Source organism: Streptomyces sp. NPDC090442, assembly GCF_044769405.1.
Classification (GTDB): Bacteria; Actinomycetota; Actinomycetes; order Streptomycetales; family Streptomycetaceae; genus Streptomyces.
The window spans coordinates 94,322-112,480 of sequence record NZ_JBIVXW010000008.1 but is presented as its reverse complement, the minus strand read 5'-3'; the positions used below and the strand labels follow the sequence as shown (position 1 = coordinate 112,480).

The 18,159-nt window shown below is 71.7% G+C and carries 19 protein-coding genes; 9 read left to right on the top strand and 10 right to left on the bottom strand.

Translation table 11 applies throughout. The annotated features are described in order from the left end of the window. Positions 1-146: 146 nt before the first annotated feature. A complete protein-coding gene (locus ACIQU6_RS08650) occupies positions 147-344 on the bottom strand; it encodes a hypothetical protein (RefSeq protein WP_403480900.1) in 198 nt (65 codons plus the stop codon). A 668-nt stretch (positions 345-1,012) separates the two neighbouring features. Here ACIQU6_RS08650 and ACIQU6_RS08645 point away from each other — a divergent pair. Then, a complete protein-coding gene (locus tag ACIQU6_RS08645) occupies positions 1,013-1,750 on the top strand; it encodes a flavodoxin family protein (protein ID WP_403480899.1) in 738 nt (245 codons plus the stop codon). Here ACIQU6_RS08645 and ACIQU6_RS08640 read toward each other — a convergent pair. Further along, positions 1,726-2,208, bottom strand: coding sequence for a hypothetical protein (locus tag ACIQU6_RS08640; RefSeq protein ID WP_403480898.1), 483 nt, complete (start codon positions 2,206-2,208; stop codon positions 1,726-1,728). The genes ACIQU6_RS08645 and ACIQU6_RS08640 overlap by 25 nt on opposite strands. Positions 2,209-2,405: 197 nt before the next feature. Between ACIQU6_RS08640 and ACIQU6_RS08635 the strand changes: the two genes are divergently transcribed. After that, positions 2,406-4,250, top strand: a complete 1,845-nt coding sequence (locus tag ACIQU6_RS08635) for a glycoside hydrolase family 15 protein (RefSeq protein WP_403480897.1) — start codon at positions 2,406-2,408, stop codon at positions 4,248-4,250. An 85-nt stretch (positions 4,251-4,335) separates the two neighbouring features. Then, complete coding sequence (locus ACIQU6_RS08630) at positions 4,336-4,929, top strand: YbhB/YbcL family Raf kinase inhibitor-like protein (RefSeq protein WP_403480896.1); 594 nt, start codon at positions 4,336-4,338, stop codon at positions 4,927-4,929. A 575-nt stretch (positions 4,930-5,504) separates the two neighbouring features. Here the strand turns inward: ACIQU6_RS08630 and ppk2 are convergent. After that, on the bottom strand, positions 5,505-6,332 hold the full coding sequence (gene ppk2, locus ACIQU6_RS08625; protein WP_403480895.1) for a polyphosphate kinase 2: 828 nt from the start codon (positions 6,330-6,332) through the stop codon (positions 5,505-5,507). A gap of 216 nt (positions 6,333-6,548) precedes the next feature. On the opposite strand from ppk2, the gene ACIQU6_RS08620 reads away from it, so the two are divergent. After that, on the top strand, positions 6,549-7,232 hold the full coding sequence (locus tag ACIQU6_RS08620) for a CBS domain-containing protein (RefSeq protein ID WP_403480894.1): 684 nt from the start codon (positions 6,549-6,551) through the stop codon (positions 7,230-7,232). Positions 7,233-7,257: 25 nt separating this feature from the next. Here the strand turns inward: ACIQU6_RS08620 and ACIQU6_RS08615 are convergent, their stop codons facing one another. Then, entirely contained in the window at positions 7,258-8,235 is a 978-nt protein-coding gene (locus ACIQU6_RS08615) for a universal stress protein (RefSeq protein ID WP_403480893.1), read from the bottom strand. Between the two features lie 242 nt (positions 8,236-8,477). On the opposite strand from ACIQU6_RS08615, the gene ACIQU6_RS08610 reads away from it, so the two are divergent. After that, positions 8,478-9,155, top strand: coding sequence for a CBS domain-containing protein (locus ACIQU6_RS08610; RefSeq protein WP_403480892.1), 678 nt, complete (start codon positions 8,478-8,480; stop codon positions 9,153-9,155). 121 nt (positions 9,156-9,276) lie between these two features. Here ACIQU6_RS08610 and ACIQU6_RS08605 read toward each other — a convergent pair whose 3' ends face one another. Then, the gene (locus ACIQU6_RS08605) at positions 9,277-9,792 is read right to left on the bottom strand and encodes a hypothetical protein (RefSeq protein WP_403480891.1); all 516 of its coding nucleotides are present in this window, start codon (positions 9,790-9,792) and stop codon (positions 9,277-9,279) included. A gap of 247 nt (positions 9,793-10,039) precedes the next feature. Here ACIQU6_RS08605 and ACIQU6_RS08600 point away from each other — a divergent pair, with 247 nt between their 5' ends. Next, positions 10,040-10,741 (top strand): response regulator, encoded by a 702-nt coding sequence (locus tag ACIQU6_RS08600; protein ID WP_403480890.1) that lies wholly within the window; start codon positions 10,040-10,042, stop codon positions 10,739-10,741. 59 nt (positions 10,742-10,800) lie between these two features. Here the strand turns inward: ACIQU6_RS08600 and ACIQU6_RS08595 are convergent, their stop codons facing one another. The 3 genes from ACIQU6_RS08595 to ACIQU6_RS08585 form a co-directional block, all read right to left on the bottom strand. After that, positions 10,801-11,529 carry a helix-turn-helix domain-containing protein gene (locus tag ACIQU6_RS08595; RefSeq protein WP_403480889.1) on the bottom strand — a complete coding sequence of 243 codons (729 nt, stop codon included), beginning with the start codon at positions 11,527-11,529 and terminating at the stop codon, positions 10,801-10,803. A 102-nt stretch (positions 11,530-11,631) separates the two neighbouring features. After that, the gene (locus tag ACIQU6_RS08590) at positions 11,632-12,498 is read right to left on the bottom strand and encodes a universal stress protein (protein WP_403480888.1); all 867 of its coding nucleotides are present in this window, start codon (positions 12,496-12,498) and stop codon (positions 11,632-11,634) included. After that, positions 12,495-13,163 carry a CBS domain-containing protein gene (locus ACIQU6_RS08585; RefSeq protein ID WP_403480887.1) on the bottom strand — a complete coding sequence of 223 codons (669 nt, stop codon included), beginning with the start codon at positions 13,161-13,163 and terminating at the stop codon, positions 12,495-12,497. The genes ACIQU6_RS08590 and ACIQU6_RS08585 overlap by 4 nt, the downstream gene beginning before the upstream one ends. A gap of 220 nt (positions 13,164-13,383) precedes the next feature. On the opposite strand from ACIQU6_RS08585, the gene ACIQU6_RS08580 reads away from it, so the two are divergent. Then, the gene (locus ACIQU6_RS08580; protein WP_403480886.1) at positions 13,384-14,376 is read left to right on the top strand and encodes an Acg family FMN-binding oxidoreductase; all 993 of its coding nucleotides are present in this window, start codon (positions 13,384-13,386) and stop codon (positions 14,374-14,376) included. On the opposite strand, the gene ACIQU6_RS08575 is transcribed toward ACIQU6_RS08580, so the two are convergent. After that, entirely contained in the window at positions 14,366-14,620 is a 255-nt protein-coding gene (locus ACIQU6_RS08575; protein WP_403480885.1) for a hypothetical protein, read from the bottom strand. The genes ACIQU6_RS08580 and ACIQU6_RS08575 overlap by 11 nt on opposite strands. Positions 14,621-14,734: 114 nt before the next feature. Next, on the bottom strand, positions 14,735-16,447 hold the full coding sequence (locus tag ACIQU6_RS08570) for a GAF domain-containing protein (protein WP_403480884.1): 1,713 nt from the start codon (positions 16,445-16,447) through the stop codon (positions 14,735-14,737). A 245-nt stretch (positions 16,448-16,692) separates the two neighbouring features. On the opposite strand from ACIQU6_RS08570, the gene ACIQU6_RS08565 reads away from it, so the two are divergent. Beyond that, positions 16,693-17,151 carry a pyridoxamine 5'-phosphate oxidase family protein gene (locus tag ACIQU6_RS08565; RefSeq protein WP_403480883.1) on the top strand — a complete coding sequence of 153 codons (459 nt, stop codon included), beginning with the start codon at positions 16,693-16,695 and terminating at the stop codon, positions 17,149-17,151. A gap of 144 nt (positions 17,152-17,295) precedes the next feature. Next, positions 17,296-18,153, top strand: a complete 858-nt coding sequence (locus ACIQU6_RS08560; RefSeq protein WP_403480882.1) for a universal stress protein — start codon at positions 17,296-17,298, stop codon at positions 18,151-18,153. The last annotated feature ends 6 nt before the right edge of the window (positions 18,154-18,159 follow it).

The following is an 18,159-nucleotide window of genomic DNA, read 5'->3' as shown; positions in this document are numbered from 1 at the left end:
GAACAGCAGTGAGTAGTTCAGTAGCGCAGGAAAGAGTTCAGTGGGTAGTTCAGCAGCGCAGCGAACTGTTCAGTGCGCGCGTTGTGCAGCCCTGTGGCTGTTGTCCGGTCACGTGCCCGCTGCGGACGTGCGGATGGGGCGTGGGGTCAGAGGAGAGAGTCGAGGTCTTTGCGTGCCTGTGGCGAGGCATGCGGCCGGGACGCAGGGAAGATATGCGAGGGATGGAACTGACGCGCCCATCGCCGGTAGGCCGCGACCGGACCGTCTCCTGCTGCCAGGCGTGGTCGAGCGATATGGGCGCGGGAGGCGAAGATCGGGATGTCACCAAGGCGCTCGGATTCCATGAAGACGCGGTGGATGCGTTGCGCGAGCGCCTCTCACCTGATCCGGGCGTTTGTCCCGGTGTCGGAGTGAGTGCTCGGATATGAGAACGGCCACCGGCTGATCTTCGAGAGGTCCTGGCTCGCCGGATACCGCCGCCCCCACTTTACGCGGACCAGGACCTGGTCGAACCTCTCCTTCAGCTTGCCCACCGCCCCTTGCCGATCGGGGAATTAGTCAGCTTCCAGGCCGTCCCGGAGTTGGCCCGGGCGGTGGTCTACCGCCTGATGTGGCACCACCAACTCACCTTCGACGTTGCCCGCCCTCTGAGTGACCACACTCGCGTGCAGAGCACGCACGTCCGGAGTCAGACATGGGCCATCGGGGCCCACTTTTCCCTGGGCAGGTCTGGGGCACCCGCGCTCCGCCGCACCGGCTCGGAACTCGGCCTCAACGTTGTCGACGAGTGGCACAGCAGCCACCGGAGTTTCCTCGCTCTCGGCCCGCAGGACTCTTCCCGACGGCGTCCCGGCTGACCACTCATCGACAGCAGACCGGCGTCGCCACGAAGGCTCCGCCGAGGCCATTCGGGGGCGTTGTGGTAGCGCCTGCCTCGGTCGGCCCGCACGCTGGAGCCGGATGTGGACGTGCCGCCACGCACCGTGCGGCTGCAGGGCTCTGGGAGGACCGTGTGACCGCTTCGTCGCCCGCCACCGACGCACCGCCGACCCGGTACGACGACCTGCGTGCTCTGGTGATCAACTGCACCCTCAAACGCTCGCCAGAGACGAGCAACACCCAGGGGCTGATCGACCGGAGCATCGCCATCATGGATGCGCAGGGAGTGCACGTCGACGTCGTACGGGCGGTGGACCACGACATCGCCACCGGTGTGTGGCCCGACATGACCGAGCATGGTTGGGAGACGGACGCCTGGCCGGACCTGTACCAGCAGGTCCTGGCGGCCGACATCCTCGTGCTCGCCGGCCCCATCTGGCTGGGCGACAACAGCTCCGTGATGAAGCAGGTGATCGAACGCCTCTACGCCTGCTCAAGCCTGCTCAACGAAGCCGGCCAGTACGCCTACTACGGTCGCGTCGGTGGCTGCCTGATCACCGGCAACGAGGACGGCGTCAAGCACTGCGCCATGAACGTCCTCTACAGCCTGCAGCACCTGGGGTACACCATCCCTCCCCAGGCGGATGCCGGATGGATCGGCGAGGCAGGTCCTGGCCCCTCCTACCTCGACCCCGGCTCGGGCGGCCCGCAGAACGACTTCACCAACCGCAACACCACCTTCATGACCTGGAACCTGCTGCACCTGGCCCGGGCGTTGAAGGATCTGGGTGGCATCCCGGCCTACGGCAACCGGCGAACCGCATGGGACGCCGGCTGCCGCCACGACTACGAGAACCCCGAGCACCGGTAGTGACACCAACGGCTGGGGCAGCTGTGTGGACCGGGTTCCTGGTCAGCCTCCGTCTCGGTCTGGCTGAGGACCTGGTGCAGCGGTCGCCGGGAAGCACCTGTGACGGACCGGTCAGAGGTGCCCGCGATCGGGCGGTGAGTGAGAGGCCGTGCGTGTGTCACGTCCGTAGCAGGACCGGCCAGTGCGGCGATCGCGTAGGCGCGGACCCGGTCGCGCAGTTCGTCCGCGTCCCAGGCCGCCTTCGCCCGGAAGCCCTGCAGCCGGTCAGGGTTGGGATGGTCCGTGAACTCAGCCAGCTGCCGCGTGTTCTTGCGCGGAACCTCGCTCTGCGGCCCGTGCACCATCGCGGTCAGGTTCTCCCGCGCCGCCGGACGCGCGAACATATCGTCCACCGAGGCGCACAGAGCCTCCAACTCCCCACCCAGCGCCCGGATCTCGGCCTCGTTCAGCTCGCCCATCGGCACCGCCCCCGGCGGCGGCATCAATCCCGCGGGCGGAGCAACGAGCCAACCGCCGTCACGGTATGTGAACAACGGGCTGTAGCACCAGGCAGGGAGGCTGTGATGGATGACCGACCGGCACCTGAGGTGGGCCTGCTCCCCCGGAGGTCGCTCACACCGTCCAGGCCGAGCCCGGGGCAGACGGGCCGCGGCCGGTGAGCGCGCGACCGATCGGTGACCATGCGCTGCTGTCCGACTGCCGCTCGGCTGCCCTGGTCACCTCCGACGGCTCGGTGGACTGGCTGTGCCTTCCCCGCTTCGACAGCCCGGCGATCTTCGCCCGGCTCCTCGATGACGACGCCGGCCACTGGTCCATCCGTCCCGCCGGACCCGCCGACACCAGCCGCCGCTACGTCGAGGAGACCCTCGTACTGGAGACGACCTTCCGCGCATGCGGAGGCACGGCCGTGGTGCGGGACGCGCTCGCACTGGGACGGCACGAGCGCGGACACGCACTCGGCGAGGCTTCCCCCGGAATTCTGCTGCGCCAGGTCACCTGCACCGAAGGACAGGTGACCTGCGACATCGCCTACGCGCCACGCCCGGAGTTCGGACTGATCCACCCGCTCCTCTCACCGGTCCCAGGCGGGCTTGCCGCATACGGGGGCGCTCACGTGCTCCTGTTGTCCAGCCCCGTCGACCTGACGGTCAGCGGTTCCACCGCACACGGCCGGTTCACCCTGCGGGCATCGGACCGCCTCGGCTTCGCGTTGCATGTCGGGCCGGCGTGGGGAAGCAAGCCGGTGCGCTGGCGAGCGGGGCGTATCAGGCGGCGCCTGAACGACACGGCCGAGGGCTGGCGCTCGTGGTCCCGGCTCCACCGCCGCTACGTCGGCCCCTGGCAGGACGAGGTAGCACACAGCGGACGCGTGCTGCGAGCACTAACCTTCGCCCCTACGGGGGCCATCGTCGCCGCCCCCACCACCTCACTGCCCGAGTGCGCCGGCGGCACACGCAACTGGGACTACCGCTACACCTGGGTCCGCGACGCGAGCTTCACCCTGCAGGCACTCGCCACCGCCGCCTGCGAGAAGGAGAAGGACAAGTTCTTCGGCTTCCTCGCCCGGGCCGCGGCGACCCAGCTCCACCGCGGGGTGAGCCTGCAGATCATGTACGGCGTCGGGGGTGAACGCGATCTGAGTGAGCGGCTGCTTCCCCACCTGGCCGGCTGGCGCGACAGTACTCCGGTACGAACCGGCAACGACGCCTGGAGCCAACGCCAGCTCGATGTCTACGGCGAACTCCTCGACGCCGCCCACGAGAGCCTCCCACCCGGAGAGCTCCTGGACCCGCCCACCCGCACCTTCCTGGTCCAGGCGGCCGACACAGCCGCCCGCCGCTGGACCGAGCCCGACCAGGGCATCTGGGAGAGACGCGGACCGAGCAGACACTTCCTGCACTCGAAACTGATGTGCTGGGTCGCCCTGGACCGCGCCATCTCCATGGCCACCGCCCTCCAGGCCCACGAACACGTACCCCGCTGGCGCCACGAGCGAGAGAACGTCCGTCAAGCCATCGAAGAGCGCGGCTGGAGCTCCCGTTCGGGAGCCTTCACCCAGGCGTTCGGCAGTGACGAACTGGACGCCTCGGCGCTGATGTTGCCCATCGTCGGCTTCCTGCCACCGCAGGACCCTCGCATCCGGTCCACCGTGCTGGCCGTCACCACCCACCTCACCGACCCCGACGGCCTGGTCCGCCGCTACCTCGGCGACGAGATCGAGGAAGCGGAAGGAGCCTTCCTGCTCTGCACCTTCTGGCTCGCCCACGCTCTCGCCCTGACCGGTCATCCCGTCCGTGCACGACAGGTATTCCAGGCAGCCCTCACACACGCCAACGACGTCGGCCTGTTCGCCGAGGAGTCGGACCCCGCCACGGGAGAAGCCCTCGGCAACTACCCCCAAGCTTTCAGCCACATCGGACTCATCAACGCAGCCCGCGCCATCCGCGACGCCGAGCAGCAACCCCCATCGCAAGGAGCCGAAGACCGGTTCCCGGCATGAATCGGGACTGCCGTCCGTACGCCGTCAGAGGGCGGGCCAGCGTGGATGCCTCATCCTGCGCGCCCGTCTCCCTACAGTGGGCGGCATGCGAGGACACCCAACGCCGGCAACCGCCGCGGCCACGGCGGTGCTGCTGGCGTGCGTTTCCTGCTCCGGCACATCAGAGCCCACCCCCGGCACCCGAACGTCCTCCACGGCCACCACACGCACCACCACTGCGCCCGCCGGACCCCTCACCCTCACCCGAGGGCAGGGATTCGACCGTACCGGAGCATTCACCTCGCTCATGACCTGCGACGATCCAAGGGACTACTCGCCAGGTCTGAACTTCGCGAACGTGCCGACCGGAACACGGGAACTCGCCCTGACCATGGTCGACCTCAACGTCCACAAAATTCACTGGCTCCAGCTTGCCATCCCCCCAACTGCCCACGGAATCAGCGCCCACCACCTCCTCCCAGGTGCCCGCGAGGCACTCAACGACTTCGGGGAGGCCACCTACGACGGACCATGCCCGCCCCACGGCGCCACCCACAGGTACCAGCTGACGCTGTACGCGCTCCACGAGCCGATGCCCACCTCCTTCGACGGCAGCACACCGCCCACCCGGACCCTGCAGGAGATCAAGCGACGAGCCTTCGCCTCAGCTCAGCTCGTGGCCCCCTACACACGCCACTGACACAGGACCCGATCGCCATCGACCGAACGGCGAGGACCGCGGACCGAATGTGTCTGAAAGATCGGGTAAGTCCGTGAGGTGGCGGGTTGGCTGGGACCCGGACCCGGGCCTCTGCTATCCGGGACGGACTGGGCGTGTACGAGAGGGAGCTGTCGGCTGTCGAGCCGGCCGAGGACAAGCGGGTGGACGAGGTCGTCGAGCGGCTGATGGACCGTGCCGACGCCTCAGGCGCCGGCGCTGCCGGGCGAGGGCGGGCTGCTGACGGAGGTCACCCGGGCCGTGCTGGAACGGGCCCGGGACGCGGAGATGACCGAGCACCTCGGCTCCGAGAAGCACGAGCGAGGTACGCGGCTACGACGGCGACCGACTTCTGGCACCCGAACTGCCTTCGGCGGCCGTGCGGCCGCGCGGACGGACGCGTTGGCCCGCGGTCTGACTCCGAGGCGGAAGTTTGTGACGGAGGATCAATTCGGTGCAGGGAACGGAGAGTTGCCGATACCGTTGCCGCTTCGCTGATGATGCCGTGCCGTTCGTGCCGTTCGTGCCGGGCGGTGCCGATTCGCCGAACTGCGGCGTCACTTCTCCAACTGGGCGGCGTGGTCGGGGACATAGGACTGGAGGTCGCGTGGTGGTCGACGGTAGCCGGTGGACGGCGGCCGGGCCGGCAGTTCCAACACCGGTGGTGGGACCTCGTGGTAGGGCACGGTCGACAGCAGATGGGCGATCATGTTGAGCCGGGCCCGGCGTTTGTCGTCGCTCTCGACGACGTACCACGGTGCCTCGGGGATGTCGGTGTGGATGAACATGTCGTCCTTGGCCCGGGAGTAGTCCTCCCAGCGGGTCAGCGATTCGAGGTCGATCGGGGAGAGTTTCCAGCGGCGGGTGGGGTCGTCCAGGCGTTGGCGGAAGCGTTGTTCCTGCACGTCGTCGCCGACCGAGAACCAGTATTTGCGGAGCAGGATCCCGTCCTCGACCAGCATCCGCTCGAAGACCGGGCACTGGTGGAGGAAGCGCTGGTACTCGGTTGGGGTGCAGAAGCCCATGACCCGTTCGACGCCGGCCCGGTTGTACCAACTGCGGTCGAACAGCACGATCTCGCCGGCTGCGGGCAGGTGCTCCACATAGCGTTGGAAGTACCACTGGGTGCGTTGGCGTTCGGTGGGGCGGGGGAGCGCGACGATGCGCGCCACCCGGGGGTTGAGGTAGGCGGTGACGCGCTTGATGGTGCTGCCCTTGCCCGCCGCGTCGCGCCCCTCGAAGACCACGACGAGCCGGGCGCCCTCGGCGCGGACCCACTCCTGGAGCTTCACCAGCTCCGTCTGCAACCGGTACAACTCGCGCTCGTACCGGGCCTTCGGCAGCTTCCCCAGTGCGCGGGGGCCGCCTTCCTGGTCGTCCGTCATGCCTCGACGGTACGAAGGGTTGCGCGGGTGCGGGCGGGCGGGGGAGCCGAACGAGGGGCACCGCAGTGTCGGCATCGCCATGGCGCGGGGAAAGGGCCGGACGGCCCTGTCTGGCGCGCGCGGCACGTCGCAGGCTGGTGAGTGATGCCGGACAGGGACGCCGCATGGCCCGGCGGCGACCGTGCGGCGCGGGGTCGCTTCCGAGGAGGCACGACCATGCCGAACATCCCGCGCAGGGTCAGCGACGTCATGACGCAGCCCGTGGCGGCCGTCGCTCGGGCGGCCGGTTTCAAGGAGATCGTCGAGACCCTGCGGCGGTGGCGGGTGAGCGCTCTGCCGGTGGTCTCGGCCGAACACCGGGTGGTGGGTGTGGTGTCCGAGGCCGATCTGCTGCCCAAGGAAGGGTTTCGGGAGGCGGATCCGGAACGGCTGGAGCGGCTGCGCGCGCTCGATGACGTACGCCGGGCGGAGGCCGTGACGGCCGGCGAGCTGATGACCAGCCCTGCCGTCACGGTGCGCGGCGACGCCACCCTCGCTCAGGCGGCGCGCACGATGGCCCGGGCGTCCGTCAAACGACTGCCGGTGGTGGACGGGAACGGGGTGCTGGTGGGCATCGTCAGCCGCGCCGACCTGCTGAAGGTGTTCCTGCGGTCCGACGACGAGATCGCGGCGGAGGCCCGGCAGGTGCTCGCCAAGCTGTTCGCCGCGCCCGCGAAGGACCTGCGCGTCGCGGTCGCCGACGGGGTGGTCACACTCAGCGGTCGGTTCCGCGACCGGTCGCTGGTGCCGGTGGTGGCCCGTCTGGTGCGCGGAATCGAGGGGGTGGTGGATGTGGAGTACGACGTGACGGGTGTGGCGACGGTCCCCGGACTCGCGTCGGCGGAGACCCCGTCCCTGTGATGCCGTGCGGCGCTCGGCCGGCGGATCACGGCCCTGCGCACGTGGGTTGAGCCCCAGGGCGGCGGCCGTTCGACGGTGGGCGTCGTGCATGCCCCTGGCCGTGCGGGACGACGGCGACCGGGGTGGGGCAGTGGCGCAGCACGGCGTGGGCGATGTGTCCGATGCGTGGGACCGAGGGCAGTGCCGTGAGGCGGTGGCGGCCGATGACGACGAGGGCGGCGTGACCGGCGGCGTCGAGGAGGTGGCGGGCGGGCTCGCCGATGACGACCTGTGCCGTCACCGCCACGCCCGGGTACCTCTCCCGCCACGGTCGCAGCGCCTGGTGCACGGATTCCCGCTTGTCGGCCGAGAGGTCGGTGCCGAACTTCAGCGCCGCGCCGAGCCCGTAGACGTAGTACGGCGGTGGGTTCCAGCCGTGCACCACCACCAGGGGCGCGGTGTGCACCGCCGCGGCCTCGAAGGCGAAGGTGATCACCTCGTCGCAGGGGCGACCGAGATCCAGTCCGAGGACGACGGGCGAGGCCGCACCGGCAGCCGGGTCGGGCGAGGGCAGCTCCGACTCCTCGCCCGGAACCGGATGTTCTGTCGAGGCGGGGGCGCGTACGAGGATCACGGGGCCCTCGGCGTGGGCGACGACGGCCATGGCCACCGAGCCGAGCAGGAACCCGGCGACCCGGCCCACCCCGACCGTGCCGATGACCAGTGCTTCGGCGTACTTGGCTGCCTGGCACAGCACGTCCCGCGGCAGCCCGATGACGTGGTCCGCCGTGATGTCGAGGCCCGGGTAGTGGCGTCGCAGTCGGTCGGTCACCTCCTGGGGCACCCCCTCCGACCAGCGCCGGGCGGCTTCCTCGCCGGCGGGTGGGGCGGAGGAGCAGGGCCACTCCCAGGCGTGGACCAGACGCAGGGGCAGCTCCCGCAGCAGGGCCTCGCGGGCGCCCCAGTCCGCTGCTGCCAGACTCGCCGGCGAGCCGTCCACACCGACGAACACGGGGTGCGCCATGGCCACCTCCCAGGGGACGGAGCTGCGAGCCGCGTCTCCCACACTGCGCGGCGCGCACGGTGCGCAGCAGGGGCCGCTGGTCCCGGAGGAAGGCCGGTCGGCCCAACCGGGCCGGGGGCGGTGGCGGGTGCCCCGGTCGGCGGGAGGAAGGGCCGGACGGCCCCTGCCCGGTCACGGGCGGGCCACCACACGCTGAAGGTGTCGCAGCCCCGTCGCGACAGCCGCCGGTAGGAGGAGGCGTCATGGTGCACGGTCCGCACACGGTCGGCGACGTGATGACTCAGACGGTGGTGGCCGTCGGCCAGGCGGCGCGGTTCAAGGAGATCGTCGAGACCATGGAGCAGTGGAAGGTCAGTGCGTTGCCGGTGCTCGCGGGGGAGGGGCGGGTGATCGGCGTGGTCTCCGAGGCCGATCTGCTGCCGAAGGAGGAGTTCCGCAGCGCCGACCCGGACCGGCTGGAGCAGCGGCAGCGGCTGGGCGACCTGCGGAAGGCCGGTGGTCTGACGGCGGGCGAGTTGATGAGCGCCCCGGCGTTGACGGTGCACGCCGACGACACCCTTGCCCAGGCGGCGCGCACGATGGTGCACAGGTCGGTCAAGCGGCTGCCCGTGGTTGACGGTCACGGGATGCTCCAGGGCATCGTCAGTCGCGCGGACCTGCTGAAGGTTTTCCTGCGCTCCGACGAGGAACTGGCGGAGGAGGTGCGGACGGAGATCGTCGACCGGCTGTTCACCGGAAGCGCCAGGGACGTCGAGGTGAGCGTCAAGGACGGCGTCGTGGCACTGCACGGTCCGATCCACGACAGCGCGCTGCCGCCCGTCGTGGCCCGTCTGGTGCGGGCGGTGGAGGGGGTGGTGGACGTGACGTTCGACGACGTGCACGTCGGACGGGGAACGGCGGAACACCGGGCGGCCCGCTGAGACGGATGTCGGGCGCGTATCCGCCCAGTTGGCAGGCAGGGCGCGCGTTTCCGGACGGGCGGCGGACTGTGGTGGACCTGCGGTGGGCGGAACGGGAGACCCGGAACGGGCGTTGGTACGTTCACTGCTGGTGGCGCCGCAGCCGCGCATCCAGCGCTTCCCACTCCTCCTCCCACTGGGCGTCACGCCTGCGGTCCAACAGATGCACGCCCGTCTTCTGCGCGCCGAGAAGCAGCAACCCGGTGCCGGCGGCGCTCACCGTGCCGACCACCACGCTCCGGGCGAGGGAGTCCGTCGGGGTGCTGGGGTCCGCAACCAGCGCTCCGCGCCGGTCCAGCCAGACGGTCGTCGGGTCGCCGACGTGCGCGCCGGGTGCCACGGCCGCCTCTCCCGTCCGCACCGTGCGGTCCGCGGCGGTCCAACGCACGGTCGTGTGCGCCGGGCCGCCCGGACCCGCCCCGGCGTCCAGGCCGATGCGGGCGGGCGCATCCCTCGTCACGACGGCCGAGACGCGATGCCAATCGGCCTGCTGCTGCCCGAACGCCGCGTCCACCGCATGGCCCGCCGCGACGCCCGCGGTCGGGACCCCCACGACGATCAACACCCAGGTGGCCAGGGCCAACCACGACTGCGCCACATCTGTGCCCCGCCGTAGCGGACCGGGGCGCCACGGTCGGTGCGCCTTCTTCCGAGACATCACACACCCCCATCACCTGCTGTTTCGACGCTCCCACGGGCAGGGCGGAGGGGAGGAGGGCCGAACGGGCACGATCAAGGGCCGGGGGGATGTCCGGGCCGGCCGGGCGGGGACCGTTCGGCCCTGGCACGTCGTCGCCGCCGGCGCCACCATGGACAGGGGCTCGGATTCACCGTCGGAGGGCCTCATGAGCGAGACGGACGCGTGCTCGGCGCAGCGGCCGATCCGGGTCTTCCTCGTCGACGACCACGAAGTCGTCCGGCGCGGGGTCCAGGACCTGCTCGACGCCGAACCCGACATCGAGGTGGTGGGCGACGCCGGTACGGCCGACCACGCGCTGGCCCGTGGACCGGCGCTGCGGCCGGACGTCGCGGTCCTCGACGTTCGACTGCCGGACGGGGACGGCGTCACGGTGTGCCGGGAACTGCGCTCGCGGATGCCGGGGTTGGCCTGTCTGATCCTGACCTCGTTCGACGACGATGACGCGCTGCTCGACGCGATCATGGCCGGGGCCGCCGGCTATGTGCTGAAGGAGATCAAGGGAGCGGACCTGGTCGCCGCCGTACGGACGGTGGCGACGGGACGATCGATGCTCGACCCGGCAACCACGGCGCGGCTGATGCGTCGCCTGCGAGCCGTCGAGGAGGCGCCTCCCGAGGAGGGGGTGCTGTCCAGCCTGTCGGCGCGGGAGCGGCAGATCCTGGAGCTGATCGGCGCGGGAATGACGAACCGTCAGATCGGTGCGCGGCTCTACCTGTCGGAGAAGACGGTCAAGAACCACATCTCCCGCATGCTGGCCAAACTCGGCGTCGAGCGACGCATCCAGGCCGCGGTGCTCGCCACGCGGAGCGTTCCGTCGACCGCCACGGAAGCGGGGCACGGTCGGTAGCCGGGAACCAGAGCGCCGGTGCCCGGCACCGGGTCCGGGCGCCTTGCCAGCCGCGGCGGTCACGCGTTCAAGTCGCCCCCGGCACCTGCGGTCGGCGGCACCGGCGCCCCCGGCACCCGGATGCGCCGTCCGCTGATGTGGGTCGGTCGGATGGCGATCCACTGATACCGGCCGCTGCCCACCCAAGGGGCCGAGTACGCCTGCTCCTCGAACCTGCGGGTTTCGTAGAAGCCGGTGACCACTTCGGCCGGCCCCACGGCGAGCACGCTCCACCCCTGGCTGAAGGCGTCGTCGAGGTGGTCCACCTCCAGCGCGGCCTGGTGGTCGGCCGCGGCGGACGGGCCGGAGCCCGCCTGGGTGCGGTAGACGATCACGTCGTCGATGACGGAGTAGTTGACGGGGAAGACGGCGGGGCTGCCGTCGAGGGTGACGGCCACCCGGCCGACGCCGTGCGTGGAGAGCAACTCCCGGCATTCGGTGGGGCCGAGCGCGAGCACCTCCGGACGCGCGCCGGCCTTGCCGAAGCCCGGGGGGAGATCGACGGTTCCGCCGGTCAACTCGGCGACCGTCGTGTTGAGCGCGCCGGCGAGGCGCAGCAGGAACCCGATGCCCGGCTCGGCCGGCTGCTCCTCGACGTACTCCAGGTAGCCGGGCGACGCGCCGGCCCGGGCCGCGACGTCCTCGCGGGTCAGCCCCAACTGCTGCCGGCGCAGCGCCACACGCCGCCCCAGATCGCTGCGCGGTCGCGCCGGCTCGGGACCGGAGCCGGATGCCTGGTCGGTCGTCATCGGGCACACCTTCCTTCGGCGAACGATTGCGTTCCCGTCCCCAACAGGTCCTCGCCCCCGCCGAGTTCGCGTGTCTGCCACGTTCCCGTCTTCGCCGTGGGCTCATTCGTGCGGCACGATCGCCACGGGGCACGGCGCGTGGTGGACGGCCGCATGGACGACATGGCCGATGCGCGGGGCCGGGCGGCCGAGGTGCGGGCGGCCGACGATCAGCAACTGGCATCCCGCCGCACCGTGCAACAGGGCCGGCGCGGGGCTCTCCAGCACCACCTGCTCCTCCACCCGCACGTCCCGGAACTTCTCCCGCCACGGGCGCAGCGCCTCGGACAGCTCCTCCCGCGCACATCGAGCCGTCTCCTCGGCGCCGGCCCGCTCCGCGGCGCCGTCCCGGTCGTGGCCGAACGGGGAAAGGCTCCGACCATGCACGGCACGGAGCGGGACGGCCCGCCGGGCGGCGGTCTCGAAGGCGAAGGCCAGCAGCCCCCCGCCGGCGTCGTGCAGGCTGACGCCGACGCCGATGCTGCCCGCCTCCTCGGCTGCCGCACTGTCCTGTTGGGCCCTCACCAGGACGATCGGGACCGCGACCCGCGGCACCAGGTCCAGACCGGTTTCACCCAGAGCGAACCGCGCCACCGGGCCGAGCCCGCGGGACCCCAAGGCCAGCAGGTCCGCCCGCCCGGCGGCCTCGGCCAGGGCGTCCAGCGGCAGCTCGCGCACCAGAACCTCCTCGACCGGTAGCCCCGGCTCCACCACCTCGACCGCGGACCTGGCCTCCTCGATGATGCGGTCGGGCCAGTGCGGCATCTCCCGCGCCCACGGGGCGGCACCGCGCGGTCGCGCCGGCAGCGGTTGCCAGGCGGCCAGGAGCCGCAGCCGGGACTGCCTCAGCCGCGCCTCGTGCGCCGCCCACTGCGCCGCGGCCAGGGCGTGCGGCGTGCCGTCCACGCCGACGGTGACGACGTTCTTCATCCCGGGGACCCGTCTTCCTCGGACGGGGCCGGCTTCAGGTCTTCGGCCACCGACACCACCCCGTCGACGCTCTCGCACATCCGCACCAGCACGGGAACCAGCAGCGGGTCCGCCACACTGCCGTGCAGGGCCACCTGCCCCCGCTGCACGTCGACGGTCACGCCCGACGCACCCAGGCGTGCCGTGCGCCCGATGACCTCCCGCCGGATCTCCTCCCGGATCGCCCCGTCCTTGCGCAGGAACACCCGCAGCAGGTCGGCGCGGCTGACGATGCCCAGCAGGGCGTCCGTCTCGTCGACCACGGGGAGCCGCTTGACGTGCTGCACCTCCATCAGGCGCGCCGCCTCCACCACGGTCCATTCCGGACGGGCGCACACCGCCGGAGCGGACATCAGCTCTCCGGCGGTGCGCCCCTCCGCCCGGGCCCGTTCCCACGCCTCCAGATGAGGCAGCGCCGTCAGTCCGGACAGATCGGGCCGGTCCGCCGCCTTCCGCAGCAGATCGGCCTCCGAGACGACGCCGGCCGGCCTGCCCAGCCCGTCGAGCACCGGCACGGCGCTCACCGCGTTGTCCGCGAGCGTCTGCACGATCTCCTTGAAGGGAGTGTCGATCCGCACGCTCGCGACCTTCCTGGTCATCAGCTCACCTATCGTGCGGTGCTCCATCTCCGGCTCCTTCCACGCGGTGACCGGCGGTGCGGCCGTATCTCCAGCGTGGCCGGTACGGTGCGCGGTCCGGCATGAGCCACTCGGCCCCATCGACCGGCCGGCCGTCCCCCGCGGGCCGACCGGCACCCGGTCAGGGCCCTATGGCCCCTGACCCCGACGAGGGCGCTCCGCGACGCTGGAGAGGACCCTGCCGATCTCCCCGCCCGGGAGGTTCCCGGTGCTCACTCACTCCACCCTCGACGACACGGCAGTCAGGTCGCTGGTGGCCGACGCGGTCACGGCGCCCTCGATGCACAACGCCCAGCCGTGGCTCTTCGAGTACGCGCGGGCGTCGCGCACCATGGTGCTCCTGGCCGACCTGGACCGGGCGATGCCGCTGGCCGATCCCACCACCCGCGCGCTCCATCTCGGTTGCGGCGCCGCCCTGTTGAACCTCCGCGCCGCCGCGGCGCACGCCGGCCACCGCACCGTCACCACGCTGCTGCCGGCCCCGCACACCCCCACACTCCTGGCCTCCGTGCGGTTCGACGTGCCGCACGGCCCCCTGGAGGTGGGCCTGGCCGGCCTCCACGACGCGATCCGCGTCCGGCACACCAGCCGCCTGCCCTTCACCGAGCGACGCATCCCGGCCGGCCTCCGCGCCGCCCTGGTCGACGCGGCGGCCGGGGAAGGCGCGGCGCTCACGTTCCCGACCGCCCCGCACCGTGAGGCGGTGCTCGACCTCATCCTGCACGCGGAGGGTTACGACCGCATGGACGACGGTCGCGAGGTCGAACAACGCAGTTGGACCCGCGACGCCTCCGCCGCAACGTCGGCGGACGGGATCCCAAAGTACGCCTTCGGTCCCGCCAAACGTGGCGGCGCGGCCCCGATGCGGGACTTCGCCGGCCGCCGCCCGATCCCCGAACGCCCCTACGCCGACTTCGAGAAGAGCCCGCAACTGGCCTTGCTCAGCACCACCCACGACACCCCGGCCGACTGGCTGCGCGCGGGCCAGGCACTCCAACGCGTCCTGCTCCTCGCCACCCGTCAAGGGCTCGCCAGCTCCTTCGCCACCCAGCCCCTGGAATGGTCCGACCTGCGCTGGCTGCTGCGCGACCCACGCTCCGGCGCCGGCCACGTCCAGATGATCCTGCGCCTTGGCTACGGACCCGACGGCCCGAGCACACCGCGCCGACCGGTGGACGAGGTCCTGACGATCACGCCATGAGCCCCGGGGCGCCGAGCAGTTCGGCCCAGCCGCGCTCCTCCTGACGGAAGCGGAGCCCCAGCACGGCGTGCGGGCCGTACAACGGCGGCTGCATTTGGCCGAGTTGTTCCATCGGCGGGGCGTCCGGCTCGTCGGTGAGGGCGAGTTGTGCGGCCGTGAGACGGGGCGCGTCGTCGTGGGGGCCGGGGCCGTGGCTAGGGCGCTTCTGACGGATCTCCGCGGCGTCGCGGCGTCTGGCACGCACGCTCGCTGCGTTGCCGAAATGTCCCCATAGCTCCGCTATGAAGACATCCCGGCGCCTTGCGATCGCACGCACCAGACGCCGCTCCTTCCTCCACGGAGATCCGTCAGAAGCGCCCTAGTCGGGGACGGGCGCCGACCAGACGAGGCGGGTGCCGCCGTCGTCCCGTGCGTCGACGGCCATGGCGCCGCCGACCTCCTCGGCCCGTTCGGCGAGGTTGCGCAGACCACTGTGTCGACTGGTGTGCTCGGGGATGCCCACCCCGTTGTCCGCGACGGTGAGGGTCAGCCGTCGGTTGCGGAGGACCAGGGACACGTCCGCCGCGCTGGCGCGGGCGTGCCGGGCGACGTTGCTGAGCGCTTCGCCGAGCGCGGCCAGGACCTGCTCGGCGAGCGCGTCCGGTACGTCGGTGTCCAGCAGCCCCGTCATGTGGAGGGAGGGGGTGAAGTCGAGGGTGCGGGAGGCTTCTTCCACTGCCGTGACGGTGCGTGCGCGTAGTCCCTGCCTGCCGGGTGTCGGGTCGCGGGGGCGGAGTCCGAAGATGGTGGAGCGGATGATCTTGATGGTCTCGTCGAGGTCGTCGACCGCGCGCAGCAGGCGCTCGCTCGCCTCGGGGTGATCGACGAAGCGGACGGCGCTCTGGAGGGTCATCCCGATGGCGAAGAGCCGTTGGATCGCCAGGTCGTGCAGGTCGCGGGCGATCCGGTCGTGGTCCCTGAGCAGGGTCACCTGCTCCGCGGCGCTGCGTTGCTCGTCGAGTTCCAGGGCGAGGGCGGCCTGGCCGGCGAACGTGAGCAGCGGTGTGGTCTCCGGGGCGGTGAACGGCGCGCGTCCGCGCAGCCGGGCCAGGAGGAGGACGCCGCGGAGCCGGGCGCGACTGGTCATGGGGACGGCGACCGCGGGTCCCAGTCCCTGCCAGCGGGGCGGGCCGGTCGTGACCCGCGGGTCGTGCTCGATGTCGGTGCTGATCAAAGGGCGTTCGGCGTCCAGCGCGGCGCCCGAGAACGAGCCGTGGCGGGGGAGGACCAGACCGCGGTGGGCGTCGGCGTCCACCCCGGACGCCACCTCCATGCGCAGGCGGTCGTTCCCTACCGGGAGGGCCAGGACCGCCAGGTCTGCGGAGAGGATGCGGGCGGCGTGGTCGACGATCGTCGAGAGCACGTCCTTCTTCCGGGCGCCTGGGAGCAGTTGGGACACGATGTCGCCGTTGGCCTCCAACCACTCCTGGCGGTGGTGGGCTTCCTCGTAGAGCCGGGCGTGTTCGACGGCAACTCCGGCGGCCACCGCCAGCGTTGCCAGCACCGTCTCGTCCTCGTCGGTGAAGGGTCCGCCGCCGCGCTTCTCGGTGAGGTACAGGTTGCCGAAGACCTCGTCCCGGATCCGTATGGGCACTCCCAGGAACGTGTGCATCGCCGGGTGGTTCGGTGGGAAGCCGTAGGACGCGGGATGCTTGCCCAGTTCTGCCAGTCGTAGCGGAACGGGACGGCGGATCAGCTCGCCGAGGATTCCGTGTCCCGCCGGCAGGGCGCCGATCGCCGCGAACTGCTCGTCGGTGAGACCGACCGGCAGGAACTGACCGAGCCTGCCGTCCGCACCGATCACCCCCAGCGCGCCATAGCGTGCGTCGGTGACGACGGCGGCGGCCTCGACGATCTGGCGCAGGACCTGCTGCACGTCCAACCCCGTGCCCACCGACAGAATGGCTTCGAGCAGGAGGTGGTGGGGCCCACCGGCCGTCGCCTGCACGGTGTGCAGGCGTTCCAGCAGGTCCTGCGGCAGCGTGTGCCCCAGCGCACGCAACCCGTTCGTCCGGCCGGATCGCTCTCCCACGACAATGCTCCGCTGTGCCGGATCCGGCTGACCCGGCCACACCACTCACGGTAGTGCGACGAGGTCCCACCGGGCATCCGCAGGGAAGGGGCTGGCCGGAAGGGCGGCCCTCCACCACCGGCTCGGGCCGGGGCGGCGACGTCCCGGCGGGCGGCGAGAGGCCCCACCAGGCGGGCCCGATCTGCCCAACGGCCGAGGTCCACCGGCCCTATGCCGCGCCGACGCGCTCCGCGGACGATGCGGGCATGGAGCGGGAGAACGGCTTGCGAATGCTGGATCGCCAGGAGTGTCTGCGGCGTCTGACGCTGGTGCCCATCGGACGCCTGGTCTACACGCACGAGGCGTTGCCCGCGGTCCTGCCGGTCAACTTCTCCCTGGACCAGGAGCACGCCGTGGTCCTGCGGACGTCCGCCGTGTCGCGCCTGGCGCACGCCGTCGACGGGGCCGTCGTGGCGTTCGAGGCGGACTGGTTCGACGAGGCGGCGCGGTCGGGGTGGAGCGTGAGCGTGATCGGACGGGCCGCGGTGGTGACCGATCCGAAGGAGCAGGAACGGCTGCGTGCGGTCGGGCTCCGCTCGTGGCTGGCGGTGGCGCAGGACACCTTCATCCGGATTCCCCCGGAGCTGGTGACCGGTCGCCTTCTGGAAGGACATCCGCGAGGCGGTGAGGGGCGGGGCGCGGCGTGGTTGGCCGATGTCTCCTGACGCGGCGGGGCCGACGCGTCGAGGGCGAGCCCGGACACGCCACCGCCCCTCTGCCGGCGTTCGCCCCGGGCACCCCGCCGGCGCCGACGGACCGGGCCACCGCGGCCCGGGCCCGCCCGACGAACGACTCCTTGGAGGTGCGACATGGACGGCCCGGTCGTGGTCGGGTTGGACGGTACCGGCAACAGCGCGCCGGCCGTGCGCTGGGGCGTTGCGGAGGCAACCGCCCGGAAGCTGCCCCTGCACCTCCTGCATTCCTGGTCCGCCGCACACTGGCCGGCCGCGCTCGCACGGGAGGAGACCGATCTGCGCCGGCACGGCACCGAGGTACTGGTGCGGGCCGAAGCGGTGGTGGAGGAGCTGCACCCGGGAATGCACGTCGTGCCCGAACTGGTCGGCGAGGAGGCGCCCGACGCGCTGGCCGAACGCAGCGGTACGGCCTCCCTCTTGGTGCTCGGCTCCCGCAGACACGACGCGATAGCGGGCTTCCTGTTGGGCTCGGTCAGCCTGCGGGTCCTCGGACGAGCGGAGTGCCCGGTGGTCACCGTCCGTGAGGACGAGCGGTCCCCGGTTCCCGCCCGGGAGATCGTCGTCGGCGTGCAGGAACCAGGCACCGACGAAGCCGTGCTGGACTACGCGTTCACCGCGGCCGAGGCCCATCGCGTGGGCCTCTGCGCCGTCCATGCCTGGACGCCCGGCACCGCTCTCGGCGGACTGGTCGCTCCCCCCGCCGACCACCGGGAGGACGTCGTGCGTGCCGCGGACGAGCGCGAACTGCTCCGGGCCGAACTGGTCCCGTGGCGGGAGAAGTTCCCCGAGGTCCACGTGGCCGAGCGGGCAGTCGAAGGGCGGACCGCCCCCGTCCTGTTGAGGGCTTGTTCGCGGGCCGGCCTGCTGGTCGTCGGCCGTCAACCACACCGTTCGCCCATGCCTCTCGGCCCGGCCGTGCTGGCCCTGCTCCACCACTCCTGCTGCCCGGTCGCCGTCGTGCCGCGGAGGTGAGCCGCC